The organism is Chryseobacterium indologenes (assembly GCA_016025055.1).
GTDB classification, from domain to species: domain Bacteria; phylum Bacteroidota; class Bacteroidia; order Flavobacteriales; family Weeksellaceae; genus Chryseobacterium; species Chryseobacterium indologenes.
Genome location: CP065590.1, coordinates 4,631,966 through 4,651,724 on the forward strand (window position 1 = coordinate 4,631,966; position 19,759 = coordinate 4,651,724).

The 19,759-nt window shown below is 36.3% G+C and carries 17 protein-coding genes and 4 pseudogenes; 4 read left to right on the forward strand and 17 right to left on the reverse strand.

Translation table 11 applies throughout. The features are described 5' to 3' along the window. Window positions 1-985: 985 nt before the first annotated feature. Together H3Z85_21385 and H3Z85_21390 are read left to right on the forward strand one after the other, a co-directional pair. The gene (locus H3Z85_21385; protein QPQ53973.1) at window positions 986-1,705 is read left to right on the forward strand and encodes an AAA family ATPase; all 720 of its coding nucleotides are present in this window, start codon (window positions 986-988) and stop codon (window positions 1,703-1,705) included. Beyond that, window positions 1,702-2,447: pseudogene (locus H3Z85_21390) on the forward strand (YggS family pyridoxal phosphate-dependent enzyme). The gene H3Z85_21385 and the pseudogene H3Z85_21390 overlap by 4 nt, the downstream one beginning before the upstream one ends. Window positions 2,448-3,349: 902 nt before the next feature. Here the strand turns inward: H3Z85_21390 and gcvP are convergent. After that, window positions 3,350-6,208: an aminomethyl-transferring glycine dehydrogenase gene (gene gcvP, locus H3Z85_21395; protein ID QPQ51740.1), complete on the reverse strand. Its 2,859-nt coding sequence runs from the start codon at window positions 6,206-6,208 to the stop codon at window positions 3,350-3,352. A gap of 470 nt (window positions 6,209-6,678) precedes the next feature. Here gcvP and H3Z85_21400 point away from each other — a divergent pair, with 470 nt between their 5' ends. Together H3Z85_21400 and H3Z85_21405 are read left to right on the forward strand one after the other, a co-directional pair. After that, window positions 6,679-7,533: a hypothetical protein gene (locus H3Z85_21400; protein QPQ51741.1), complete on the forward strand. Its 855-nt coding sequence runs from the start codon at window positions 6,679-6,681 to the stop codon at window positions 7,531-7,533. Between the two features lie 62 nt (window positions 7,534-7,595). Further along, window positions 7,596-7,862: a hypothetical protein gene (locus H3Z85_21405; protein ID QPQ51742.1), complete on the forward strand. Its 267-nt coding sequence runs from the start codon at window positions 7,596-7,598 to the stop codon at window positions 7,860-7,862. A gap of 260 nt (window positions 7,863-8,122) precedes the next feature. On the opposite strand, the gene H3Z85_21410 is transcribed toward H3Z85_21405, so the two are convergent. The 16 genes and pseudogenes from H3Z85_21410 to H3Z85_21485 all read right to left on the reverse strand — a co-directional run bounded on the left by H3Z85_21410 (window position 8,123) and on the right by H3Z85_21485 (window position 19,754). Continuing rightward, window positions 8,123-8,770: a J domain-containing protein gene (locus H3Z85_21410; protein QPQ53974.1), complete on the reverse strand. Its 648-nt coding sequence runs from the start codon at window positions 8,768-8,770 to the stop codon at window positions 8,123-8,125. Window positions 8,771-9,112: 342 nt separating this feature from the next. Beyond that, a complete protein-coding gene (locus H3Z85_21415) occupies window positions 9,113-9,760 on the reverse strand; it encodes an alpha/beta hydrolase (GenBank protein ID QPQ51743.1) in 648 nt (215 codons plus the stop codon). 147 nt (window positions 9,761-9,907) lie between these two features. Then, window positions 9,908-10,164, reverse strand: a pseudogene (locus H3Z85_21420) (hypothetical protein). A 91-nt stretch (window positions 10,165-10,255) separates the two neighbouring features. Continuing rightward, a complete protein-coding gene (locus tag H3Z85_21425) occupies window positions 10,256-10,588 on the reverse strand; it encodes a hypothetical protein (protein ID QPQ51744.1) in 333 nt (110 codons plus the stop codon). A gap of 11 nt (window positions 10,589-10,599) precedes the next feature. Then, window positions 10,600-11,177, reverse strand: a pseudogene (locus tag H3Z85_21430) (sigma-70 family RNA polymerase sigma factor). A 401-nt stretch (window positions 11,178-11,578) separates the two neighbouring features. Further along, on the reverse strand, window positions 11,579-13,585 hold the full coding sequence (locus H3Z85_21435; protein QPQ51745.1) for a S9 family peptidase: 2,007 nt from the start codon (window positions 13,583-13,585) through the stop codon (window positions 11,579-11,581). Between the two features lie 170 nt (window positions 13,586-13,755). Continuing rightward, on the reverse strand, window positions 13,756-14,214 hold the full coding sequence (locus H3Z85_21440) for a hypothetical protein (protein QPQ51746.1): 459 nt from the start codon (window positions 14,212-14,214) through the stop codon (window positions 13,756-13,758). Window positions 14,215-14,294: 80 nt separating this feature from the next. Next, window positions 14,295-14,753, reverse strand: coding sequence for an SRPBCC domain-containing protein (locus tag H3Z85_21445; protein QPQ51747.1), 459 nt, complete (start codon window positions 14,751-14,753; stop codon window positions 14,295-14,297). 38 nt (window positions 14,754-14,791) lie between these two features. Continuing rightward, window positions 14,792-15,220, reverse strand: a complete 429-nt coding sequence (locus H3Z85_21450; GenBank protein ID QPQ51748.1) for an SRPBCC domain-containing protein — start codon at window positions 15,218-15,220, stop codon at window positions 14,792-14,794. 51 nt (window positions 15,221-15,271) lie between these two features. Continuing rightward, window positions 15,272-16,105: an SDR family oxidoreductase gene (locus H3Z85_21455; protein QPQ51749.1), complete on the reverse strand. Its 834-nt coding sequence runs from the start codon at window positions 16,103-16,105 to the stop codon at window positions 15,272-15,274. Between the two features lie 48 nt (window positions 16,106-16,153). Then, window positions 16,154-17,020 carry a VOC family protein gene (locus tag H3Z85_21460; protein ID QPQ51750.1) on the reverse strand — a complete coding sequence of 289 codons (867 nt, stop codon included), beginning with the start codon at window positions 17,018-17,020 and terminating at the stop codon, window positions 16,154-16,156. A gap of 152 nt (window positions 17,021-17,172) precedes the next feature. Continuing rightward, the gene (locus tag H3Z85_21465; GenBank protein QPQ51751.1) at window positions 17,173-17,430 is read right to left on the reverse strand and encodes a hypothetical protein; all 258 of its coding nucleotides are present in this window, start codon (window positions 17,428-17,430) and stop codon (window positions 17,173-17,175) included. 17 nt (window positions 17,431-17,447) lie between these two features. Continuing rightward, on the reverse strand, window positions 17,448-17,861 hold the full coding sequence (locus H3Z85_21470) for an SRPBCC family protein (GenBank protein ID QPQ51752.1): 414 nt from the start codon (window positions 17,859-17,861) through the stop codon (window positions 17,448-17,450). An 81-nt stretch (window positions 17,862-17,942) separates the two neighbouring features. Next, a pseudogene (locus tag H3Z85_21475) lies at window positions 17,943-18,375 on the reverse strand (VOC family protein). Window positions 18,376-18,434: 59 nt separating this feature from the next. Continuing rightward, window positions 18,435-19,226 carry an alpha/beta hydrolase gene (locus tag H3Z85_21480; protein ID QPQ51753.1) on the reverse strand — a complete coding sequence of 264 codons (792 nt, stop codon included), beginning with the start codon at window positions 19,224-19,226 and terminating at the stop codon, window positions 18,435-18,437. A 3-nt stretch (window positions 19,227-19,229) separates the two neighbouring features. Continuing rightward, window positions 19,230-19,754 carry a DinB family protein gene (locus H3Z85_21485; GenBank protein ID QPQ51754.1) on the reverse strand — a complete coding sequence of 175 codons (525 nt, stop codon included), beginning with the start codon at window positions 19,752-19,754 and terminating at the stop codon, window positions 19,230-19,232. Between the last annotated feature and the right edge of the window lie 5 nt (window positions 19,755-19,759).

The window sequence follows — 19,759 nt, forward strand, 5'->3', positions numbered from 1 at the left end:
AAATACTAAAAACTGATTTGTATTCTTAAAAGACGGTAATGATGGGGCTATGTTCATCATATGATTTCCTGTTGATTTTCATCGATTAATCATTTTAACCTGTTAATACATAACTGTTTATTTTTTTAAACAACTAATTTGTATGAATAGCTGACTTCCTGAAGGTGATCATATTCTTCTTTATACTGTCACATAAAGTGTCATGAAATATGACAGGTGACAAAAATTCCGCGGAAAAATCATTCGTGAAAAATAAATTTTCTTAACACTAAAATGTATTTTACGCTAAAATTTTACAGTCAGAAATTTCACATTGCGTCACTATTATGCAAAGCATTGCTTGTTATTTGTTTTATCAAGTCCATTATATAAGTCTTTAATCGCTTATCAAATTTATAAAATTTTACAAATAAAACAATTAATATGTTAATAAATTTTAAATAACATATTAATTTCTTTTAAACAAAAACTCACTAATACATGAACGCAAACACCCGTAATATACTGATATACATCATGGTCATTTATTTTGGCACATGATTTGAAAGCTGTAATATTGCAATTGAAAGATTAATAAAAAAAAGTCAAATAATTAAAAATAATACAAAATGATAACTTATATCGGTATCGCAACATGTGTAGTTGTTTTCGCATCCTATTTCATGACAGTAAGAAGAGAAAGAAACTAATTCTAAAATAAGGTAGCCTATAGAATATCTATACTAATTATATTGTTTTATGTTTTTAATCTGGTGATTCAGATCGCTCTTTTACTCACTGGGAGTAAAAGGGCCCTAAAAACATAGCAGGAAGATCTTAGTTTCATAACAAGTTTTAATATCCAAATGAGTCAAGCCGGGCGTTCGTCCGGCTTTTCTTTTTTACCCCAGCCATCACATAAGCCTGGCCTAGCCTTTTATTCCCAATCAGGATGTTACACTACAATGAATAAGCTTTATCTTTGTCAGAACATTTAACAGGCATTATGAATCTCTACAACCTTATTATCCAGGATAAAGAACAGGTCAGTCTCAACGAAGTATTTCTAAATAAAAGCAATCGGGATCAGCTTGTACAATTGATTAAGGAACACAACTTTCTGAAAGAGCTGCAGGAATACGGCCTTCCCGTTAATAATAAAATTCTGCTGGAAGGAAGTTTAGGGTGCGGGAAAACGATGACGGCAAAAGCTATCGCCAATGCTCTTGGGAAAAATATCATCATTTTGAATTTAAGCAATATCGTGTCATCGCGTATCGGGGAAACTTCTCAAAATATTAAAATGATCTTTGATAAAGCTTCAAGGGAAAAATCTGTTCTTTTCCTTGATGAGCTCGACCAAATCGGAAAAGCAAGAGGAAGCGATGACAAGGATGTGGGCGAGATGAGACGGCTGGTGAATACTCTTATTCAATTGATTGATTATTATCCCGAAAATGCATTATTACTTTGTGCCACCAATCACGCAGAAATCATAGACACGGCTTTATTAAGACGTTTTCAGCTAAAGATTAAGTATGAGATGCCATCTGCAGAATTTTTAGATTCGTTCTATGATCAACTGCTTGACCGGTTTCCGGAAGAACTGAAAAATATTGAAAGAAAATATGCCGTTTCTTTTGCAGAAGCTAAAGATCATGCCCTTACCGCGGTAAAAGCAGGATTGATCAAAAAACTGGAAGCACAAACAACCCCTCAGCCATGAAAGAAGACCTCCTTCACAACCTGGAAGTCATCCAAAACAGAATCCGTCAGGCATGTGTAAAATCCGGGGAAATCCTCAGGAAGTACAACTATTATTAGCGACTAAAACCGTTAGCCCTGACCGCATTAGAATTGCTTTAGAAAATGGACAAACTCTGATTGCTGAAAATAAAGTTCAGGAACTTAAAGAAAAATATGAGGCTTTAAAAGATACTGATCATGAAAATCATTTTATCGGTCACCTGCAAACCAATAAAATCAAAGACATTCTGAAATACAAAGTCACCTGCATCCAATCTCTTGACCGGCTGGATCTTGCTGAAAAATTACATCAAAAACTTTTAGCAGAAAATAAAACGATAAAGGTCCTGGTCCAGGTCAATACATCGAATGAAGAAAGTAAATTTGGTATCGAACCCAACCAGGCAGTAGATTTTATCAGAGAGGTTTCAAAATTTTCAACCTTACAGATACAAGGCCTGATGACCATCGGTCTATTCAGTGCAGAGAAGGAGCAGGTAAGACAATGCTTTATAATACTGAAAAACTTACAACAGGAAATTATCCGGGAAAACATTCCCAATATTGAAATGAAAGAACTTTCAATGGGTATGAGCGGAGACCTTGAAACCGCTATTGAAGAAGGCTCAACGATGGTAAGAATAGGAACAGCCGTATTTGGAGCAAGAAATTATCCGGACAATTATTATTGGAATGAAAAAGAAACTGATAATCAGGAGTAACCAACCTTTTCATGTGTATCGGTACTTCCAGCATCAGTAAGTCACTAACAGGATTACGAAACATAAACAACTATTGGAATTGATGAATCTTTAAATTAATATTCATTAGTCTACAAAATCGGTATACTTTTTGATCATAAATTACTAATAACCAAACAAATGCATTTATGATTAAAAAATTACTATTAGGCTGTCTGTTAATGACAGTATTATTCTTTTTTCATGTGAAAAAGAAAACACACAGATGAAAAGTGGAATTTCAATTGAAACAATTTCAATTATAACCGTTCTCACTATGGGTGTAGCTATTTTTGTCGCGTACACCTATAAAAGAAGATAATACATAATAAGACTAAACAACGTAAATACACCTTCTGATTTTAAGAGGTGTATTTTCATTAAAGATAGTAGGTATTAGAATCTACATGATGAAATTCTGACAGAATAGAAAATTACGGGATAATAGTCGCTTGAAATTTAACATGATAAGGAGTGTTTCAAAGAAATTATTTTTAATGTTTTTTGAAATGTATGTAAAACAACAATCATTTTAAAATTAAAATATATCTAATTTCAAAAGTCAAAATTGTGGTATATTTTTTGATCATAAATCACTAAAAACCAAATAAATACACATATGTTTGAAAAAATACCGAGAGGATATTTATTGCTTGCAATACTATCTCTTTTTCATGTTCTCCACGCACTACAACCGCAGATAAAGGTAGTATCTCTATAGAAACCATTTCGATCATCACTTTTGTGATTGTGGGAATTTCCATTCTCATGGTCTATTATACAACCAAGAAAAAATAATCTATTTCGCAAAGATTCTGGTTATGTGAATAAAAAATCCCTCTCAAAATTGAAAGGGATCTGTTTATGTTCCGGAAAACTTCTGATTACATATAAGCTTCAATCGGCTCACACGTACATACTAAGTTTCTGTCTCCGTATGCTTCATCTACTCTTGATACAGAAGCAAAGAATTTGTGATCTCTTACCCACTCCAGCGGATAAGCAGCCTTTTCTCTGCTGTATGGTTTATCCCAGGAATCTGAGATCACCAGTTGTTCTGTATGCGGTGCATTTTTCAATACGTTGTTTGCAGCATCTGCTTCTCCGTTGGCAATTTCATCGATTTCCTTTTTGATGGAGATCAACGCTTCTGCAAAACGGTCGATTTCAGATTTGCTTTCAGACTCTGTAGGCTCAATCATCAGCGTTCCTGCAACCGGGAAAGAAACTGTAGGAGCATGGAATCCATAATCCATCAGTCTTTTAGCCACATCTGCCACCTCAATTCCTAAAGATTTGAACTGACGGAAATCTACGATACATTCGTGGGCAACTCGTCCGTTCTCGTTTGAATATAAGATAGGGAAATGTTGTGCCAATAATGCTTTCAGATAATTGGCGTTCATAATGGCATGTCCTGTGGCTTTTTTCAGCCCATCTGTTCCTAACATTTTGATATAAGCATAAGAAATGTTAAGAATCAATCCTGAACCGTATGGTGCCGCAGAAATACCGTCGATAGCTTCTTTTGATCCTATTTTGATATTCGCGTTAGAAGGAAGGAATGGCACCAGGTGCTTGGCAACACAGATAGGACCTACTCCAGGACCTCCTCCTCCGTGAGGAATTGCAAATGTTTTGTGAAGGTTTAAGTGGCAAACGTCTGCCCCAATGTTACCAGGACTTGTAAATCCTACCTGAGCGTTCATATTGGCACCGTCCATATATACCTGTCCGCCGTGTTCGTGGATCAGATTTGTAATTTCTTTAATATTCGCATCAAAGAATCCGTACGTAGACGGATATGTGATCATTACAGCAGATAAATTTTCTGAATGCTGTTCTGCTTTAGTTTTTAGATCTTCGAAATCGATTTCCCCGTTTTCAAGGTTTTTAACGACTACGATTTTCATTCCTGCCATAGCTGCAGAAGCAGGGTTTGTTCCGTGAGCAGACTGAGGGATCAGTACTACATTTCTGTGGTGGTCGCCTCTTGAAATATGGTACTCCCTGATCACCATTAATCCTGCATATTCCCCTTGTGCTCCAGAGTTTGGCTGCAATGAAGTTCCTGCAAAGCCGGTGATGGTAGCCAGATCTTTTTCAAGCTCAGCAATCATTTGCTGGTAGCCTCCTGCCTGATCAACCGGTACAAACGGGTGAACACTTCCCCAATCTGCCCATGAAAGAGGCAACATTTCTGTAGCAGCGTTCAGTTTCATCGTACAAGATCCTAAAGAGATCATGGAATGCGTCAATGATAAATCTTTTCTCTCAAGACGCTTGATGTAACGCATCAATTCTGTCTCTGTATGATATTTGTTGAATACCTGCTCGGTAAGAATTTCGTCTTTTCTTAAGTTTTCTTCCGGAATGCTGTATCCTTCTTTGATTTCTAATTTGAAAGCCTGTTTATCTTTAAACTGAGCAAAAGAGGTCATCAGATAGTTTAACTTCTCTAATGTTGTACTTTCGTTAATTGCGATACTTACAACTCCTTCAGTAAAGTAGTTAAGGTTGATTTTATGATCCTGCATCATTCTCATCAATCTTCCTTTTTCCTCTTCAGAAATGATAATTTTTACCGTATCAAAAATCGGTTCTTCAGCTGTTTCATATCCTAACGCTTTAAGGCCATTTTTCAAAGCATTGGCTTTAAAGTGAATCTGATCAGCAATATAGTTCAATCCTTTTGGGCCGTGGTATACAGCATACATTCCAGCCATTACTGCCAAAAGAACCTGAGCTGTACAGATATTGGAAGTAGCTCTTTCTCTTTTAATGTGCTGCTCTCTTGTCTGTAAAGCCATTCTCAATGCACGTTTTCCGTACATATCCTGAGAAACTCCGATAATTCTTCCCGGAATATCTCTTTTGTAATCTTCTTTACAAGCAAAGAACGCTGCGTGAGGACCTCCGTACCCTAATGGGATACCAAATCTCTGGCTTGTTCCTACTGCACAGTCAGCACCCATCTCAGCAGGAGACTTAAGCTTCACCAATGCCATCGGATCACAAGCTACCGCTACCTGAAGGTCTGATTTTTTATATTCTACGATATTTTCAGTATAGTCAAGAACGATTCCGTTTTTTCCAGGGTACTGTAATAAAACTCCGTAGTAAGAACCGTCAAACTGATGCGTTTTGTGATCACCGATCACCACTTCGATTCCTAATCCTTCTGCTTTTGTTTTTAATACAGAAACGGTTTGAGGTAATACAAGGTCAGAAATGAAGAATTTGTTGGCGTCAGCTTTTTTCTGATCTTTTGTCCTGTTGTTGAAGAACATGTGCATTGCTTCTGCTGCTGCAGTAGATTCATCCAATAAGGATGCATTTGCCAATGCAAAGCCTGTAAGGTCACAAACTACCGTCTGGAAATTAAGAAGAGCTTCCAGTCTTCCCTGTGCAATTTCCGCCTGGTATGGAGTGTATGCCGTATACCAGCTTGGGTTTTCAAAGATATTTCTCTGAATCGCTGAAGGCAAGAGTGTATTATGGTATCCAAACCCGATATAACTCGTGTAATCAACATTTTTTGATGCCAATTCTTTTGAGTGGTTCAGCATTTCATATTCTGAAAAGGCTTCCGAGATCTCAAGATCTTGTTCTAAGCGGATAGAAGAAGGAATGGTTTGAGAAATTAACTCTTCAATACTAGAAACGCCAAGTTTTTCCAACATCGCCTGTTTATCGGCTTCATTAAGGGAAATGTGACGGCTCACAAACTGTTCTGTATTCATTTTTATTTATTAGATTTTGTTTGTAAAAAGATGTGTAAAATTACAATTTTTTACATGATTGTACAACAGCTTACCTCGACCGTCTATGGAAGGGGAAAACTAAACTTATCTTTTCACAATAAGTGTTAAAATTCGATTCATTTATTTCAAAAATTAAATTGATTTTATAAACAATAACAACCGATATCAAATATTTATTACTGATAAAACATTAAATATTTAGTTGAAAATATTACAAAATATTCAATGAACTTAAAAATATTACGAAAAACGCTTATAAAATAATTTTGTAGTTTTACTTCACTATTAAGAGAATAAAATAACTTAAAAAAGAAAGAATACCAGAGTGTATGATAAACATACTCTCCCTATTGGTACGACTTACAATCATTATTTTTCGAATATAAACTAATACCATAAACCCAATATGTATGAGAATATAAAATAAGTTTGACAGAGAAGACCTTTACATGAAGAAAAAAACACAAAGCAGGCTGATCGCCTTACTCCTATCCGCGTTACTCCCTTACTCCAAAATTTCAGGTCAGATAACCCTCACTACTCTCCGGTCGGAAGACCGCAATCCATGGGATCTCTATGTACAGGGATTTATCCAGACTGATATTATGCTCAATTTCCAGGAGATAAAAGTAAAAGACGGTTTTGTTTCACATTCTATAGAAATTCCCCAGCGTAATAATGTAAGCAGTAACTTGAGTATCAAACAGTCCCAGATCGGGTTAGGAATCAAAGAAAAAAATAAAGATAGGCACCATTCTCTTTCTGCTTATGTTGAAATAGATTTTTATGGTCCCAACGGAAGTACCGCACCTCGTTTCAGACAAGGATATGTACAGTGGAACAAATGGCTTATAGGACAAACCTGGAGCAATTTTTCTGATCTTGACATTTTTCCGAATATATTTGATTTTGTTCCGCCAAACGCTTTGATTTTTACCAGAAGGATACAGGTGAGATACACAAGTACGGTATCACGAAAAGGAAGTTTATCATTATCTCTGGAGGATCCTAATACGCCGAGCATCACACTGCCGGCAGATTCATTAGAATGGAAAAAGAAAGCGGTCATTCCCAACATTACAGCCTTATACCGGTACGGAGATGAAAAAAATTATATCAAGGCAGGCGCAATACTCTCTCCGATAAGCTATGAAATGAAGCCCCTGCCACAGGATAATTACCAAACCCGAACAATAGTAGGCTGGGGGTCATGGTTTCAGGGAAACTTTTCCTGGACAAAGGGAATATTATCAGTCTTCAAAGCTCTTTCGGGAAAGGCTTTTCTACCAATAACAGTAATTTAAATGAAGAGAAATATGACGCTGTTCCTGATCCTTCCGATGGCAACCTTTTAAAAACATTGAGCATGTTCAACATTGTCGGCATTTATGAGCATTGGTGGACTCCCAAATGGAGCTCTGTGGTTTTCGTGAGCCATTCGAATATGGGAAATGAATCCTTCATTCCCAAAAATATGACAAAAAATTTCCAGAACATCGGAATGAATATTGTTTTTCATCCGCATAAAAAAGTAAGAATGGGAATTGAGACCAACTATGGAAGAAGACAAAATTTTGCCAATGAGAGTGCCGATGCGTGGAGAATCCAGGCATCAACATCAGTGAAATTTTAGTACCGTTTGCCAGATGTAGAGGGGCATTCAAATGCTATTGATCAGGTTTTAAGAAAATTATGAAATTTTATTAATTATATTTATTCTAAATTAATATATTTGCAGCATGAATATGATTGTCCCGTTTAAAGTTCCGCCTTTGGCTCCTGCATACTCATTCAACAATGAAGATATGTTTTGCGAAAAGAAATCCTGCTGCAAAAAATTCAAGAAAGGAAAAAGATGTAAAAAATGTCCCGGAAGAAAGAAAATGGCCTAAACTAGCTGAAAGTTTTTATTAAAAAATAAATGGCAATTGCCAGGATAATTATTCCCCAAAACAGCATAATAATCTTTGGCTGACCGGTGCGGTTAAATGCTGTCCTGGGCTGTGACTTAAACACCTCATCCACGTTGCTTTTCAATTTTTCGGCATCGTTTTCAAAAACTTCGGTAATGGTAATGCCCTGCACAACGGTTTTGTGCAAAAGAGAATTGGTGGCATGAAGCAGCAGCTGAAATTTCCCGCCTTTGAATTCCGTTATCTTAAATCTCCTTTCTCCATAAGGTTTTTCCAATCCAAAAGGTAAGACTTTTACCACATCGGCATTGCTCGTCTGCCAACTGATAATGATCTCCTCTCCTTTTTTAGCATGAATTTTATTTGACGTAAAAGTTTTGATGGACGGCGGAATATTGTATCGGAAACTTTTCTGATGACTTTCCAAATTCTGATCATACGAATGTCTTCTCGCCCTATCACTCAATGTTTCATAAGCCTCCTGAATTTCTCGGAAACGGTCTGCAAAAAACTCATCATTTTCATTTTTATCGGGATGGTATTTTAAAGAAAGCTTCCGATAGGCCTTTTTGATGTCTTCTTCTGAAGCATCCTGCGATATACCGAGAAAATAGTAGTAATCTTTCATTGAACAAGACAAAAATAAGGATTTATTTTTCTTTTTGCTTTGTGTTTTCCGTAAAATAGCCACTGTTTCAAAATTTATAATAAATTAAATTATTGGAAAACAAAATGGCGCAAAGAGCATTGAGAAGCTCATGGTTTAAGATAAAAAGATTTTATCTGTAATAAATTGTGTTGGGTTACAATATGCCCACGAGCACACGGATTATTTATGGGTCTATTTGTGGCGACAAACATGGGAAAAATGGTTTGATTTCCTAAGTTTTTGAATTGGTCTATGTCTCTTTTGCATATCTTCAACCAATGGTTCTATCCCTGATAAATTCATTAGCCATGAAACCAGGAGTTACTTGCTATATATCCATTCTTTTGTGGGAACAATCCATGCATCAAGGGCTTTGAATAAGAAACCATGTTTCAGTCCGGTATTTAGCTCAATCTCTTTAAAATCTTTGATATTCGATCTGATGAATCTCTGTTCCTGAGATAACGGAACATGGCCGTCATCTGATTTTTCCGTGATAGAAAGTATTTTTCCATACAGTCTGAAATTAGGATCTTTTTCTAAAGAATCATCTTTAAAACTGGCTCCTACAAAAACAAATCTAAGCCCCGGATTTTTTTGATAAAAGGAAACATATTGTGCAATATAACCGCCCTGAGAGGTCCCGACAACCGTAATATTTTCAGCTTTAACGCCTTTTTTTATAAGACGATCAATCTGCTTTTTTATTTTCATAGCATATAATGCGGGATCCGTATTAGGCTTTCTCTTTTCAAAAAGAATAACGTTACTGCTGTCCTTCAATTGATGAAGTACTTTTTCATATTCCACAATGCCATATTTAGGATGCGCTTCATCGGCTGAATGATCTTCCAGAAATTTGTTGTGCAAAAAGAAAATATATCGCATTTGTTTCACACCGGATTTCTGGCCATACAAGGCTATCGAAAAAAGGGCGAGTATGATGATAAAAATATTCTTCGTTGTCATGATAATATACTAAGAAACAAATTTAGTATTTAATCTATAGATTTTCCTGTTCAATCTTGTAAACCTTAGTATTTGCATAAAAAATTCCGGCTCGGAAGCGAAGCTTCCCGAGCCGGAATTTAACAATTTCATTTAGTTTTGCCTCTATTATGCTTCGCAGGTATTGTCTTTTCTGCAGCATCTTGATGCAAATTCTTTTTGAATTTCCCTTTCAGTTCCTGATAATCCTCATCGTTCATTTCTCTGATTTTATCGGCTAATCCGAATGGTGACTTTTCTTTGATTCCGTATTCCTCAAAAATACCTTTGATAAATCTTTTTCTTTGGGCTGCTTTTTTAGCCATCAAAGCTACACCCACAACGGCCAGTGCTCCAAGAGCTCCTTTTAATGCTGAATTTTTCATTTTTTCAAAATTTTAAATTTTACTACTTTTTGTTTTTTATAGAGACGAATGAATTTCAATTTTACTTTACTACTTCTTTAAAATTTTCAAATTATTCGTTATTTCTGTTGAAGAATCCTCCGGAACATTTATTTCTCCAGACTTCTTTGAACTTTTCTCTTTCTTCGGGAGACCACGATCTCATTTTTTCTCTCATCTTTCTTTCCTTAAAATCTCTCATCCCTTTCCCGAAATGGAAACCTCCGAAAAGAATTTTACTTAAGATCAGGATTCCCATTGCCTGCCAGAATGTGATTGCCTTTACCCCTAATATTTCAGGAAGCAGACAGTTCCAAAGCGACATTACAATCCATGTAACGGCAGCTAAGATCAACGGTGGACACAACAATAAAAAAATCCAGCCTTTTTTGTGTTTATGATTCATAATTTCTTTTTCTAACTTTTTAAATCTTCGTATAACTTTCTCAATCTGTTTCTCAAATGCTTCACAGCATAATTTTTCCTGCTGATAATGGTCTTAATGTTTTCTCCCTGTTCATCGGCTATTTCCTGGAGGGTTTTGTCATTCAGTTCATTTTCTACGTAGACAAGCCTTTGTTTTTCGGGAAGTTCATCAAGTGCTTCAAACAGTTTTTTCCAGATCTCATCCTGAAACATTTTGACCTCCGGTCCGGCACTATCGTCCATCAATAAAATATCTTTGATGGAGAAGCTTCCGTCTTCATCCTCATAGACAAAATCTTCAAGATTTTCTGTTTTCTTTTACGGTAACGGTCGGTAATCTTATTTGCCGTCACTCTATATAGCCAGCCTCCTACATTCACAATCTCAGAAAGATTGGTAAGACTGCTGAACTGATACCACACCTCCTGCAGAATATCTTCCGCATCCTCCGTGTTTTTCACTTTAGGACGAATATAGGACATCAGCTTCCCTCCGTAGTTGGAAACGGTTTGTGAGATGATACTTTCTTTCTCCTTCTGTGGCATTGTTATTTTTTCGACAACCTCCATACTGCTATGACGGCTATCCTTTTGGTTTTACTTTAATAAATTTAAAATATTTTTCTTACAATTCAATTTTTCTTTTATCCATAAGCTTTTCTATTTGCATTATGCCATCAGCTCTGCCACTTTGTGTGGTTCCAACTTACTGATATTTTTTGCTGGACAATTGCGGAGACGCAGGAGTTCGTCAACTTTTCGCAGAGTTTTAAAGGCAAGAAAATCAAATATTCTCCGTAAGAACTGCATTATCAAACTTCTGCCGGTTAATAAGACAGGCTGTTTTTAATGAATATCTGCAAAATCCATGAAATCTGCGGGAGATCATAAGCTAAGATTGCTTTGCCCGCAATGATAAAAAAACGGAAGACATTACTATCTTCCGTTTACCAGATTAACAATTATCTGTTTTATTTTTTATTAAAATTCTCAGCAAAAAATCCTAACATTGATTTATATAATTCAATTCTGTTTGGCTCTTTCCCAAATCCATGGCCTTCATCATATTTAACCATATAAGGAACTTCAAATCCTTTAGCACGCATTGCTTTTACAATCTGGTCAGATTCATTAATATTCACCCTTGGATCATTTGCCCCCTGAACCACAAATAATGGTTTTTTAATCTTCTCTATCTGGAAAACCGGTGATACTTCTTTCGCAATCTTTGCTTCTTCAGGGTTATCAAGATCATACCAGATCTGCTTTACCATTTCTTTGTAAGGTTTCCAGTATTCAGGGAATGAACTGAAAAAAGTAAAGATATTGGATACTCCTACATAGTCTACTCCGCAAGCATATAAATCCGGTGTTTTGATCAATCCCATCAAAGTGGCGTATCCTCCGTGGCTACCTCCGTAAATGGCAATTTTATCTTTATCGATCCAGCCCTGGCTGATGGCATATTTTACTCCATCTTCCACGTCATCCATTGCTTTTCTTCCGATCTGTTTATATCCTGCTTTCTGGAATTCTTTTCCATAACCGCCTGAAATTCTAAAGTTTACCTGAAGTGTAGCATATCCTCTGCTTGCAAACAACTGAGTTTCAGGATTGAATCCCCAACTATCCCTGATCCCTTGCGGGCCTCCATGAGGATTGACAATCAAAGGAACTTTTTTACCTTCCAGAGCTGCTTTTGGTAAGGTAATATAGCCTCGGATGGTTAAGCCATCTCTGCTTTTGAATTCGATCGGTCTCATTTCAGCCATATCTTCTTCTTTGAGTTGTGGCATAAGATTGTAAAGCACTTTCAGCTCCTTCTTTTGCGTATCATATTCATAATAAGTACCGTATAACTTATCACTGGCTACTATAACAAGGAGTTTATCGTTATTGTCATCAGAAGATACAATGGCAAACTCTTTATCTTTAAACTGAGATTTTAGCTGGTCATCGATTTCTTTATAAAATTTGCTCACAGGAACCGTTTCTCCTTTTATGCCTTCATAGCTGATATAGTCCAGTTCATAATTTCTATTTTTTCCGGCAACACTGATCGAGCTTACATCATATACAGGATTCGCATATACTTCCCTGATCACTGCGTTTTTCTTAAGATCATACAAAACGATTCTGGCTTTATCACCATCGAGATTGGTCACAACATAAGCTTCATCTTTATTTTTCGAGTTATCATTAAATCCGATAATACCAAATGTGTCAGACCAGTCTGCTGATTTAAGAAGATTAAACTTACCGGTTTGCAGATCTTTATAATACGTTTTTGTTGTTAATCCGTTTTCAAGAACAGTATATCCTCTCAGGTTTCCGTCTTTGTCAAAAATATAGTCATCAATAGGGCTTTTGGTGTCCTTATTTTCGTAAAGCTGAGTAATTTCTCCGGTTACATAATTGATTTTATACGGTTCAAAGATCTGTTTGTTGTTTTTATTCATCGTCACCACAACAAAGTCAGTATCTTTTACAGGTTTTATTGTTCCTAAGGTAATTCCTTCAAATGGTGTCAGATCTTTAAGATTTCCTCCGTCAATATTAGCTGCATACAGGTGAATATTTTCATTTCCGCCTTTATCCTGGGTGTAGTAAAGACGTTTTTTATTAAGCCATCCATAGGATTTGATCAGATCATCTTTTTCAACAATGGCTTTGGTGATTTTTCCTGTTGCAAGATCTTTTACATAGACATGATTCTTTTTGTCCTGATCTTTTTCTTTGTAAGAAAGATATTTACCGTCCGGGGATATTTTAAATGCTGACGCTTTGGGCCTGGCAAAATAATCTTCAACTTTATATGTAAAGTTACCTTTATCATAAGAAATAAGTTTCTCAATATTAGTTTTGGAAGATGGTAAAGTAGGATCTCCAGGCAATTTGGCAGTAGAACTTTGTGCGTTTGTCATAATAGTAGAGAGTACAATAATGGCTGTACCAAAAATGTTTTGATTTAAATTCATACCTTATGTTTTAAAGGTTAAAGTTATAGAAAGCACTTATTGACAACAATACAACAAATGCATTTATATAATAAGACATCCTGTTCCTATAAAACGTTACAATATTTTATTATTATAATTAAAAAAACATACTATTATAAAAAAAGACAGCCGTATCGACTGTCTTTTATTTACTGTAAGTATATTCCAAAGTACCAGGTCCATGCTATTAAAATAATCTGCATAGGAATCCTTTGTTTATAAAGGTAGCTCATGCCCGGTCCTGTATAATCTGCTTTGAAAATATTAATATTTTTGCGTGATGAATTGATGTTGGCAATGAAAACCAATACATAAAAAACAATCAGTAATATCGCAGTCATCTCGCGCAGCGAAGGTATCATGAGTCCTATACCTGCTGCAATTTCTAAAAATCCTGTAAAATATACCCAAAACATTTTTCCGTGAATAAAATCAGGGATCATCATCGCCATTCCTTTCTGGAATTTAAAATGGGACAATCCAGTGAATATGATAAAAACTGCCATTCCCAGATTTCCTGAAAATACGAAATCAGGCTTTCCTTGAACGAGTGCCGTTCCCAATAAAGCAAGAATGAATGTCGCGAAGAGTATGACAAGTAGCTTCATATTTTTTTAAGCGAAGATATAGAATTGTGAGACTTAAGACTATTGACTACCAATAAAATTATATTTTCAACATACTTTATTTATACAGCGTCTAGGCTCACTCCTTCCGCCAGGCTTTTCACCACTAATAATCCCTTTGTGAAACCGGTATTCAAGTGATCCTGCCATTCTTTATCGACCTGAACTTCTGTATGAAGCTTGGTTTTTCCGTCAAAATCAATTAAAAAATATTTTTCAAAAGAGCCGCTCCATTCCATGACTTCTTTACTTTGGGTATCTTCATTACCTTCTTTATCTACCATTCCCAAATGTTTAAATACAACCTGATCAGGTTCCTCGAGACTGTCTATGGTGGAAACCATTCCTTCTCCTTCTGCATTTACAAAGTACGTTTTACCGCCTACTTTCCAGTCTGATTTCATTACTGATCCTGGCCCAAAATATTTCGTCCATTCACTATAGGTTTCCGGGCTCCAAAGGATGTCCCAGACTTTTTGTTTGGGTGCATCAATTATTGTTTCATACGATAGGGTTTCCATATTTTTATTTTTTGGTGTTGATATACAAATTGACCCGCTTACAGCTGATTTTCAGAAAGATGCTTCACAAGCAGCATTGCTTTTGGAAATTTTTCTTCAAAAAAATCTTTATATTCGGCAGGTGACTGAATAATTGTTTTCAATAATGTACCTTCCTCGTTTTCCTCAAGAAAGTAAGATTCTGTTGCTTCACCCCAGTCCTGAGCGACTTCGATACCTTCATAAATTTCACCTAAATGACGAAATTGTATTTCCTCATTCGGGATTACTTTTTCGACCCTGCTGTACAGTCCGTTTTGTTTAGGATCGAGAAATTTGATGATATTATTCTCCTCCAATGTTCCTTCGTAAAAAGAACCTTCCGTAAAAGCGGTTGTCCACTGTCTGTAGGTAATCTCCCCCCACAAAACACTCCATACTTTTTCAGGCTCTGCATTAATCTCTATTTCATATGACAATTGTTCCATATTTTATATTTAAAGTGATAAACAATAAAACTATATAATTTGTGACTGTAATTATCCTCCCACAAAGTCACCTCCATTGATATGAATGACTTCTCCCGTGATATAGCTGGCATCTTTGGAAGCCAGAAAAACATAGGCAGGAGCCACTTCGGAAGGCTGACCAGCTCTTTTCAAAGGGGTATCTTTCCCGAATGTTGAAAGGTTATCAAAAGCTTCTTTTACAAGGGGTGTCCAGACCGGTCCCGGGGCAACTCCATTGACAAGAATTTCTTTTTCAGCAAGATTATCTGCCAGTGAACGCATAAAAGATAATATCGCACCTTTTGTAGCGGCATAATCGAGCAAATGATCACTACCACGGTAGGCGGTGACAGAAGTTGTGCAAATAATCCGTCCTCCTTTTTTGATCATAGGAAGGAAGTTTCTGGTGAAAGAGATCATAGAAATGATATTGGTATCAAATGTTTCCTGAATCTGCTCATCAGAGATTTTTTCCAGACTGTTTTTTGACGTGTGAATCCCTGCATTATTAACCAAAATATCCAGAGCCTTCCACTCTTTTTTTACTTTTTCAGCACATTTTGTCCTGAAAGCTTTACGGGTCAGATCTCCTTTGATCAGAATACATTTCTGTCCTTCTTTTTCAACCAGCCTTCGGGTTTCTCTGGCATCATCATCACTTTCTTTGTAAATAATGGCAACATCAGCTCCTTCCCGGGCAAAATGGACAGCTACTGCTTGCCCTATACCGCTATCACCTCCTGAGATGACCGCTTTCTTGCCTGCTAGTTTTTGGCTTCCGCGATAATCATTTCTGATAATCTCCGGAAAAAGCCCTTCTTTAGGGACTTTTGACTTAGATTGTGATTTGTTCTGTGTTTTCATAGGCAAATCTTTTCCCTAAAACACATCAAACAGTAAGCCGAAATAACTTTAAGAATTATAAGCGTCTTCTAAATCCTGAATAATAATTTTCTGCATTTTCATCATTGCCTGAACTACTTTATAAGCTTTTTCCTGATCTGAGTCGTTCATCAGCTGAATCAATCTTTTGGGAACAATTTGCCAGCTTAGTCCGTATTTATCTTTCAGCCATCCGCACATACTTTCTCTTCCTCCGTCCGCTGTAAAGGTATTCCAATAGTGATCTGTCTGCTGTTGATCATCCGTCATAACAACCAACGAAATTCCTTCATTAAAATCAAACTGGTGGTCGTAGGAATTATCCATACAGAATAACGTGTAACCATCGATGACGAAATTGGCATGCTTAACATTTTCTGCCGGCTCTGCTATAGAATGTCCTTCACTTTCTATTCCGTATTCCATAATGTTTCCAATATGTGAATCAGGAAAAGTCTGGGTATACAATTTCATTGCTTCTTTGGCCTTACCATTATTTTCATGAATGAACATCAATGTAGGAACAAGTTTCTGATCCTGCCCTTTTTCTCCTAAAAACAGTTGCCATGTCACTCCATATTTATCCTGTACCCAGCCATATTTTTTACTCCACGAATAGGAACCTAGCTCCATTAAAGCCATTCCACCTTCTATGAGCTGATCCCAGTATTTCTGAACCTCATCTTCCGTTTCGCAAAGCACCATAAAAGAAACAGAAGCATTTTTCTTGAAATGGGGACCTCCGTTCAGCAACATGAGCCGTTGCCCAAAGATCTCAATATTCATGACCACGGGTGTATCTGCTGTAATTTCACCGTCAAAAACTTTACAGTAAAATTCTGCGGATTGTTTGGCGTCTCCGTCATACCAGAGACATGGGAAAATATCGTTATTCATAATTTTAAATTTTATTGGATATAGCGTAATAATTTTCATGAGTATTTTGTCATATCAAAGAAATTATATGGCAAAAAAATTCTAATGCCTTTACTGAAAGAGAGATTTTCTCCCCATCAGTAATGACACCTATATTTTCCCCTATTTATTATTTATGCTTCTTTAAAAAACACCTGATTTTCTTCCATATAATTCTTCAGTTTAACAATCGTATTTTTTCCGAAACCATGAAGTTGTAAAATTTCGTTTTCAGAATAGTCCGAGAGTTTTTCTAAGGAATCTATTTTTTCTTTTTCCAAAGCTCTTCTTGCAGGTATAGCAATCACTCCGTAAAGAAATTCATCTTTAGGATTATAGTTAACAGCATAAATGGAATTTAAACTTTTTGACATGATAATTAAATTAATCATGGCTACAAAAAATATTTTTAATGGTTCTCAACATATTTGTGGAAATTATTGAGAATAGCATACCAGCCTTCTCTTTGCATCTCCACTGAATTTTGTTTTTCGGGATCGAAGATTTCGGTAACTTTCGTGGTATTTTCATCAATTTTTTCGAAAATGACTTCTACTCTTCTTCCATCTGCGATATGATATTCTATTTTTTCGTGAGGTTTTACTTCATCATACACTCCTTCAAAATCAAATCCGAAGCTTTTATCTTTGGCTTCCATTCTGTTTTTGAATGTTCCTCCTACTCTCAGATCATTCTCAGAACTCGGACATTGCCAGCTTTCATGGGCAAAATTCCATTTTGTAATGTGTTTTGGTTCATTGAAGTAATTCCAAACTTTTTCTACAGGAGCTAAAATTGTAATGTCTATTCTAATCGGATCCATGATTCTTTCGTTTTAAATGATTGTCTCATAAAAGAGTTACCCAATATGGGCACTCTTTTTAAATAATAATTAAATATATGATTATTTTTTAGACTCATCGTTATAATTCACCATCCAATGAACACCGTATTTATCCTGAAAACTCCCAAAATAATCGCCCCAAAACTGGTCTTCCAGAGGCATTTCTATATTTCCGCCTTCGGAAAGGCCTTTAAAGATTCTTTCTGCTTCAGCTTTTGATTCAGGGAAGATGGAAACATAATTATTGTTTCCTACAGTCAATGTCTGTCCGAAACCGGGAACAATATCTGAAGCCATCAAAAGATCATCTCCGACAGGCAATGCAATATGCATTACTCTGTTTTTTTTCTTCTTCTGATAGATTTTCAGTACCCGGAGCATTTCCCATCTTATGAATTCCTCCGGCGAACTCGCCTCCGAAAACAGATTTGTAAAAGGTAAAAGCTTCTTCAGCAGTACCGTCAAAATTTAGGTATGGATTTAATTTAGCCATGATTTTTAATTTTAAAATGTTATTATTATTGATTATAAATAGGTCTGAACTTTACATTCCTATTTGTTTTCTGGGTTTTTATGTAAAAATTTTTCTACTTCCTGAACTGTAAAATCAATTTTATTCTTATCAACATAGCCTTCGAAATCAGCCATCATATAGGCACCGTGAACGCCGGGAAGAATCATCATTTGAGAGCCTTCTACCAGACGCCACATGGCCACGGTATGTTCAGGTTTCATAACATCTTTATCTCCACTGATAAATAAAGTAGGCGATTGTATAGATGTCAGAACTTCATCTTCCCAATCCTGAAAAGTCTGCATTCTCTTACTGTCTTTATCAAACATATTTTCCAATTTTGAAAAGTCAGGATTAAGATGTAAAAAATTGATTTTCAAAGGCTCCGGCATCGATTCAAGAGTAGCTTCCTGCATCGATTCAAAGAAACCGTCCATCATCCCGCTCCTTTTATAAAATGCGGAAGCCACCACCAGATTTTCTGCCACTTCAGGATAACGGTAGCCAATCTGCATCACGGTACTTCCTCCATTACTGAATCCCCAGAATGAAGCCCGGTCAATATTGAGTTCTGCTAATAGCGCCACCACATCATGAGCATCCTGTTCAAAAGTTTCCGGAATATCGCGATGTTCACTTCTTCCGTGATTCTGAAGATCTATCCCGATAAGCTGAAACTGGTACTGAAGCCTTTCTATAACTTCTTTAAAATCAAATAGAATAGAAGATCCTCCTCCGTGAATCAACACCAGTGGCTTTCCGGATCCGTATATTTCGTAATACATCCGGATCCCGTTTACCTGCTTATATCCTGTTTCTACTGGATTCATTACTTAATATTTGATATTTTCATCTACATCATATTTCATTCCCGGATAATCTAAAACCCTGCGCATCAGACCTATTTGCCCACTGAGATAATCTTCACGGCCAATGCACATTCCGATAAAATTGAGTTTTGTTTCTTTGATAAAAGGAACATTCATTCCTATTTCAAATATTTCTTCCAGTTCTTCGTCGGTAACTTCAAGTAATTTCTGAAAGATTTTAGGAGATATATCATGAAAGTTTTTTTTAAGTTCTTCCAGGCTCGGATATGGGATGCTTTCATCTAATGCTCTTCCCATAAAAAACAGATCATTATTAGGATCCTGCTCCTGCAGACCAAGCACTCCGCCTAATCCGTAGCGCATATTAACAAAGTTTCCGGCCATCCAGACAATGTGATTGGTTTTATTTTCAATTCTTTTCAATGCATCTTCTTCGGAAATTCCGTCCAACACATTGATAAAACTTTGGGTATGCATTCTGTAAGCCGGAATAACCAGCTCTACTTTTGTTGATTTTGGTGTGTCCACTTTCT

What these genes read in the sequence shown, in the direction of transcription:
- gcvP (QPQ51740.1), bottom strand. Translation starts at nt 6,208, where the DNA reads ATGAATACAGAACAGTTTGTGAGCCGTCACATTTCCCTTAATGAAGCC.
- H3Z85_21455 (QPQ51749.1), bottom strand. Translation starts at nt 16,105, where the DNA reads ATGAAAACACAGAACAAATCACAATCTAAGTCAAAAGTCCCTAAAGAA.
- H3Z85_21480 (QPQ51753.1), bottom strand. Translation starts at nt 19,226, where the DNA reads ATGAATCCAGTAGAAACAGGATATAAGCAGGTAAACGGGATCCGGATG.
- H3Z85_21385 (QPQ53973.1), top strand. Translation starts at nt 986, where the DNA reads ATGAATCTCTACAACCTTATTATCCAGGATAAAGAACAGGTCAGTCTC.
- H3Z85_21410 (QPQ53974.1), bottom strand. Translation starts at nt 8,770, where the DNA reads ATGAAAGATTACTACTATTTTCTCGGTATATCGCAGGATGCTTCAGAA.
- H3Z85_21450 (QPQ51748.1), bottom strand. Translation starts at nt 15,220, where the DNA reads ATGGAACAATTGTCATATGAAATAGAGATTAATGCAGAGCCTGAAAAA.
- H3Z85_21435 (QPQ51745.1), bottom strand. Translation starts at nt 13,585, where the DNA reads ATGAATTTAAATCAAAACATTTTTGGTACAGCCATTATTGTACTCTCT.
- H3Z85_21415 (QPQ51743.1), bottom strand. Translation starts at nt 9,760, where the DNA reads ATGACAACGAAGAATATTTTTATCATCATACTCGCCCTTTTTTCGATA.
- H3Z85_21400 (QPQ51741.1), top strand. Translation starts at nt 6,679, where the DNA reads ATGAAGAAAAAAACACAAAGCAGGCTGATCGCCTTACTCCTATCCGCG.
- H3Z85_21445 (QPQ51747.1), bottom strand. Translation starts at nt 14,753, where the DNA reads ATGGAAACCCTATCGTATGAAACAATAATTGATGCACCCAAACAAAAA.
- H3Z85_21470 (QPQ51752.1), bottom strand. Translation starts at nt 17,861, where the DNA reads ATGGATCCGATTAGAATAGACATTACAATTTTAGCTCCTGTAGAAAAA.
- H3Z85_21405 (QPQ51742.1), top strand. Translation starts at nt 7,596, where the DNA reads ATGTTCAACATTGTCGGCATTTATGAGCATTGGTGGACTCCCAAATGG.
- H3Z85_21460 (QPQ51750.1), bottom strand. Translation starts at nt 17,020, where the DNA reads ATGAATAACGATATTTTCCCATGTCTCTGGTATGACGGAGACGCCAAA.
- H3Z85_21465 (QPQ51751.1), bottom strand. Translation starts at nt 17,430, where the DNA reads ATGATTAATTTAATTATCATGTCAAAAAGTTTAAATTCCATTTATGCT.
- H3Z85_21425 (QPQ51744.1), bottom strand. Translation starts at nt 10,588, where the DNA reads ATGAATCATAAACACAAAAAAGGCTGGATTTTTTTATTGTTGTGTCCA.
- H3Z85_21440 (QPQ51746.1), bottom strand. Translation starts at nt 14,214, where the DNA reads ATGAAGCTACTTGTCATACTCTTCGCGACATTCATTCTTGCTTTATTG.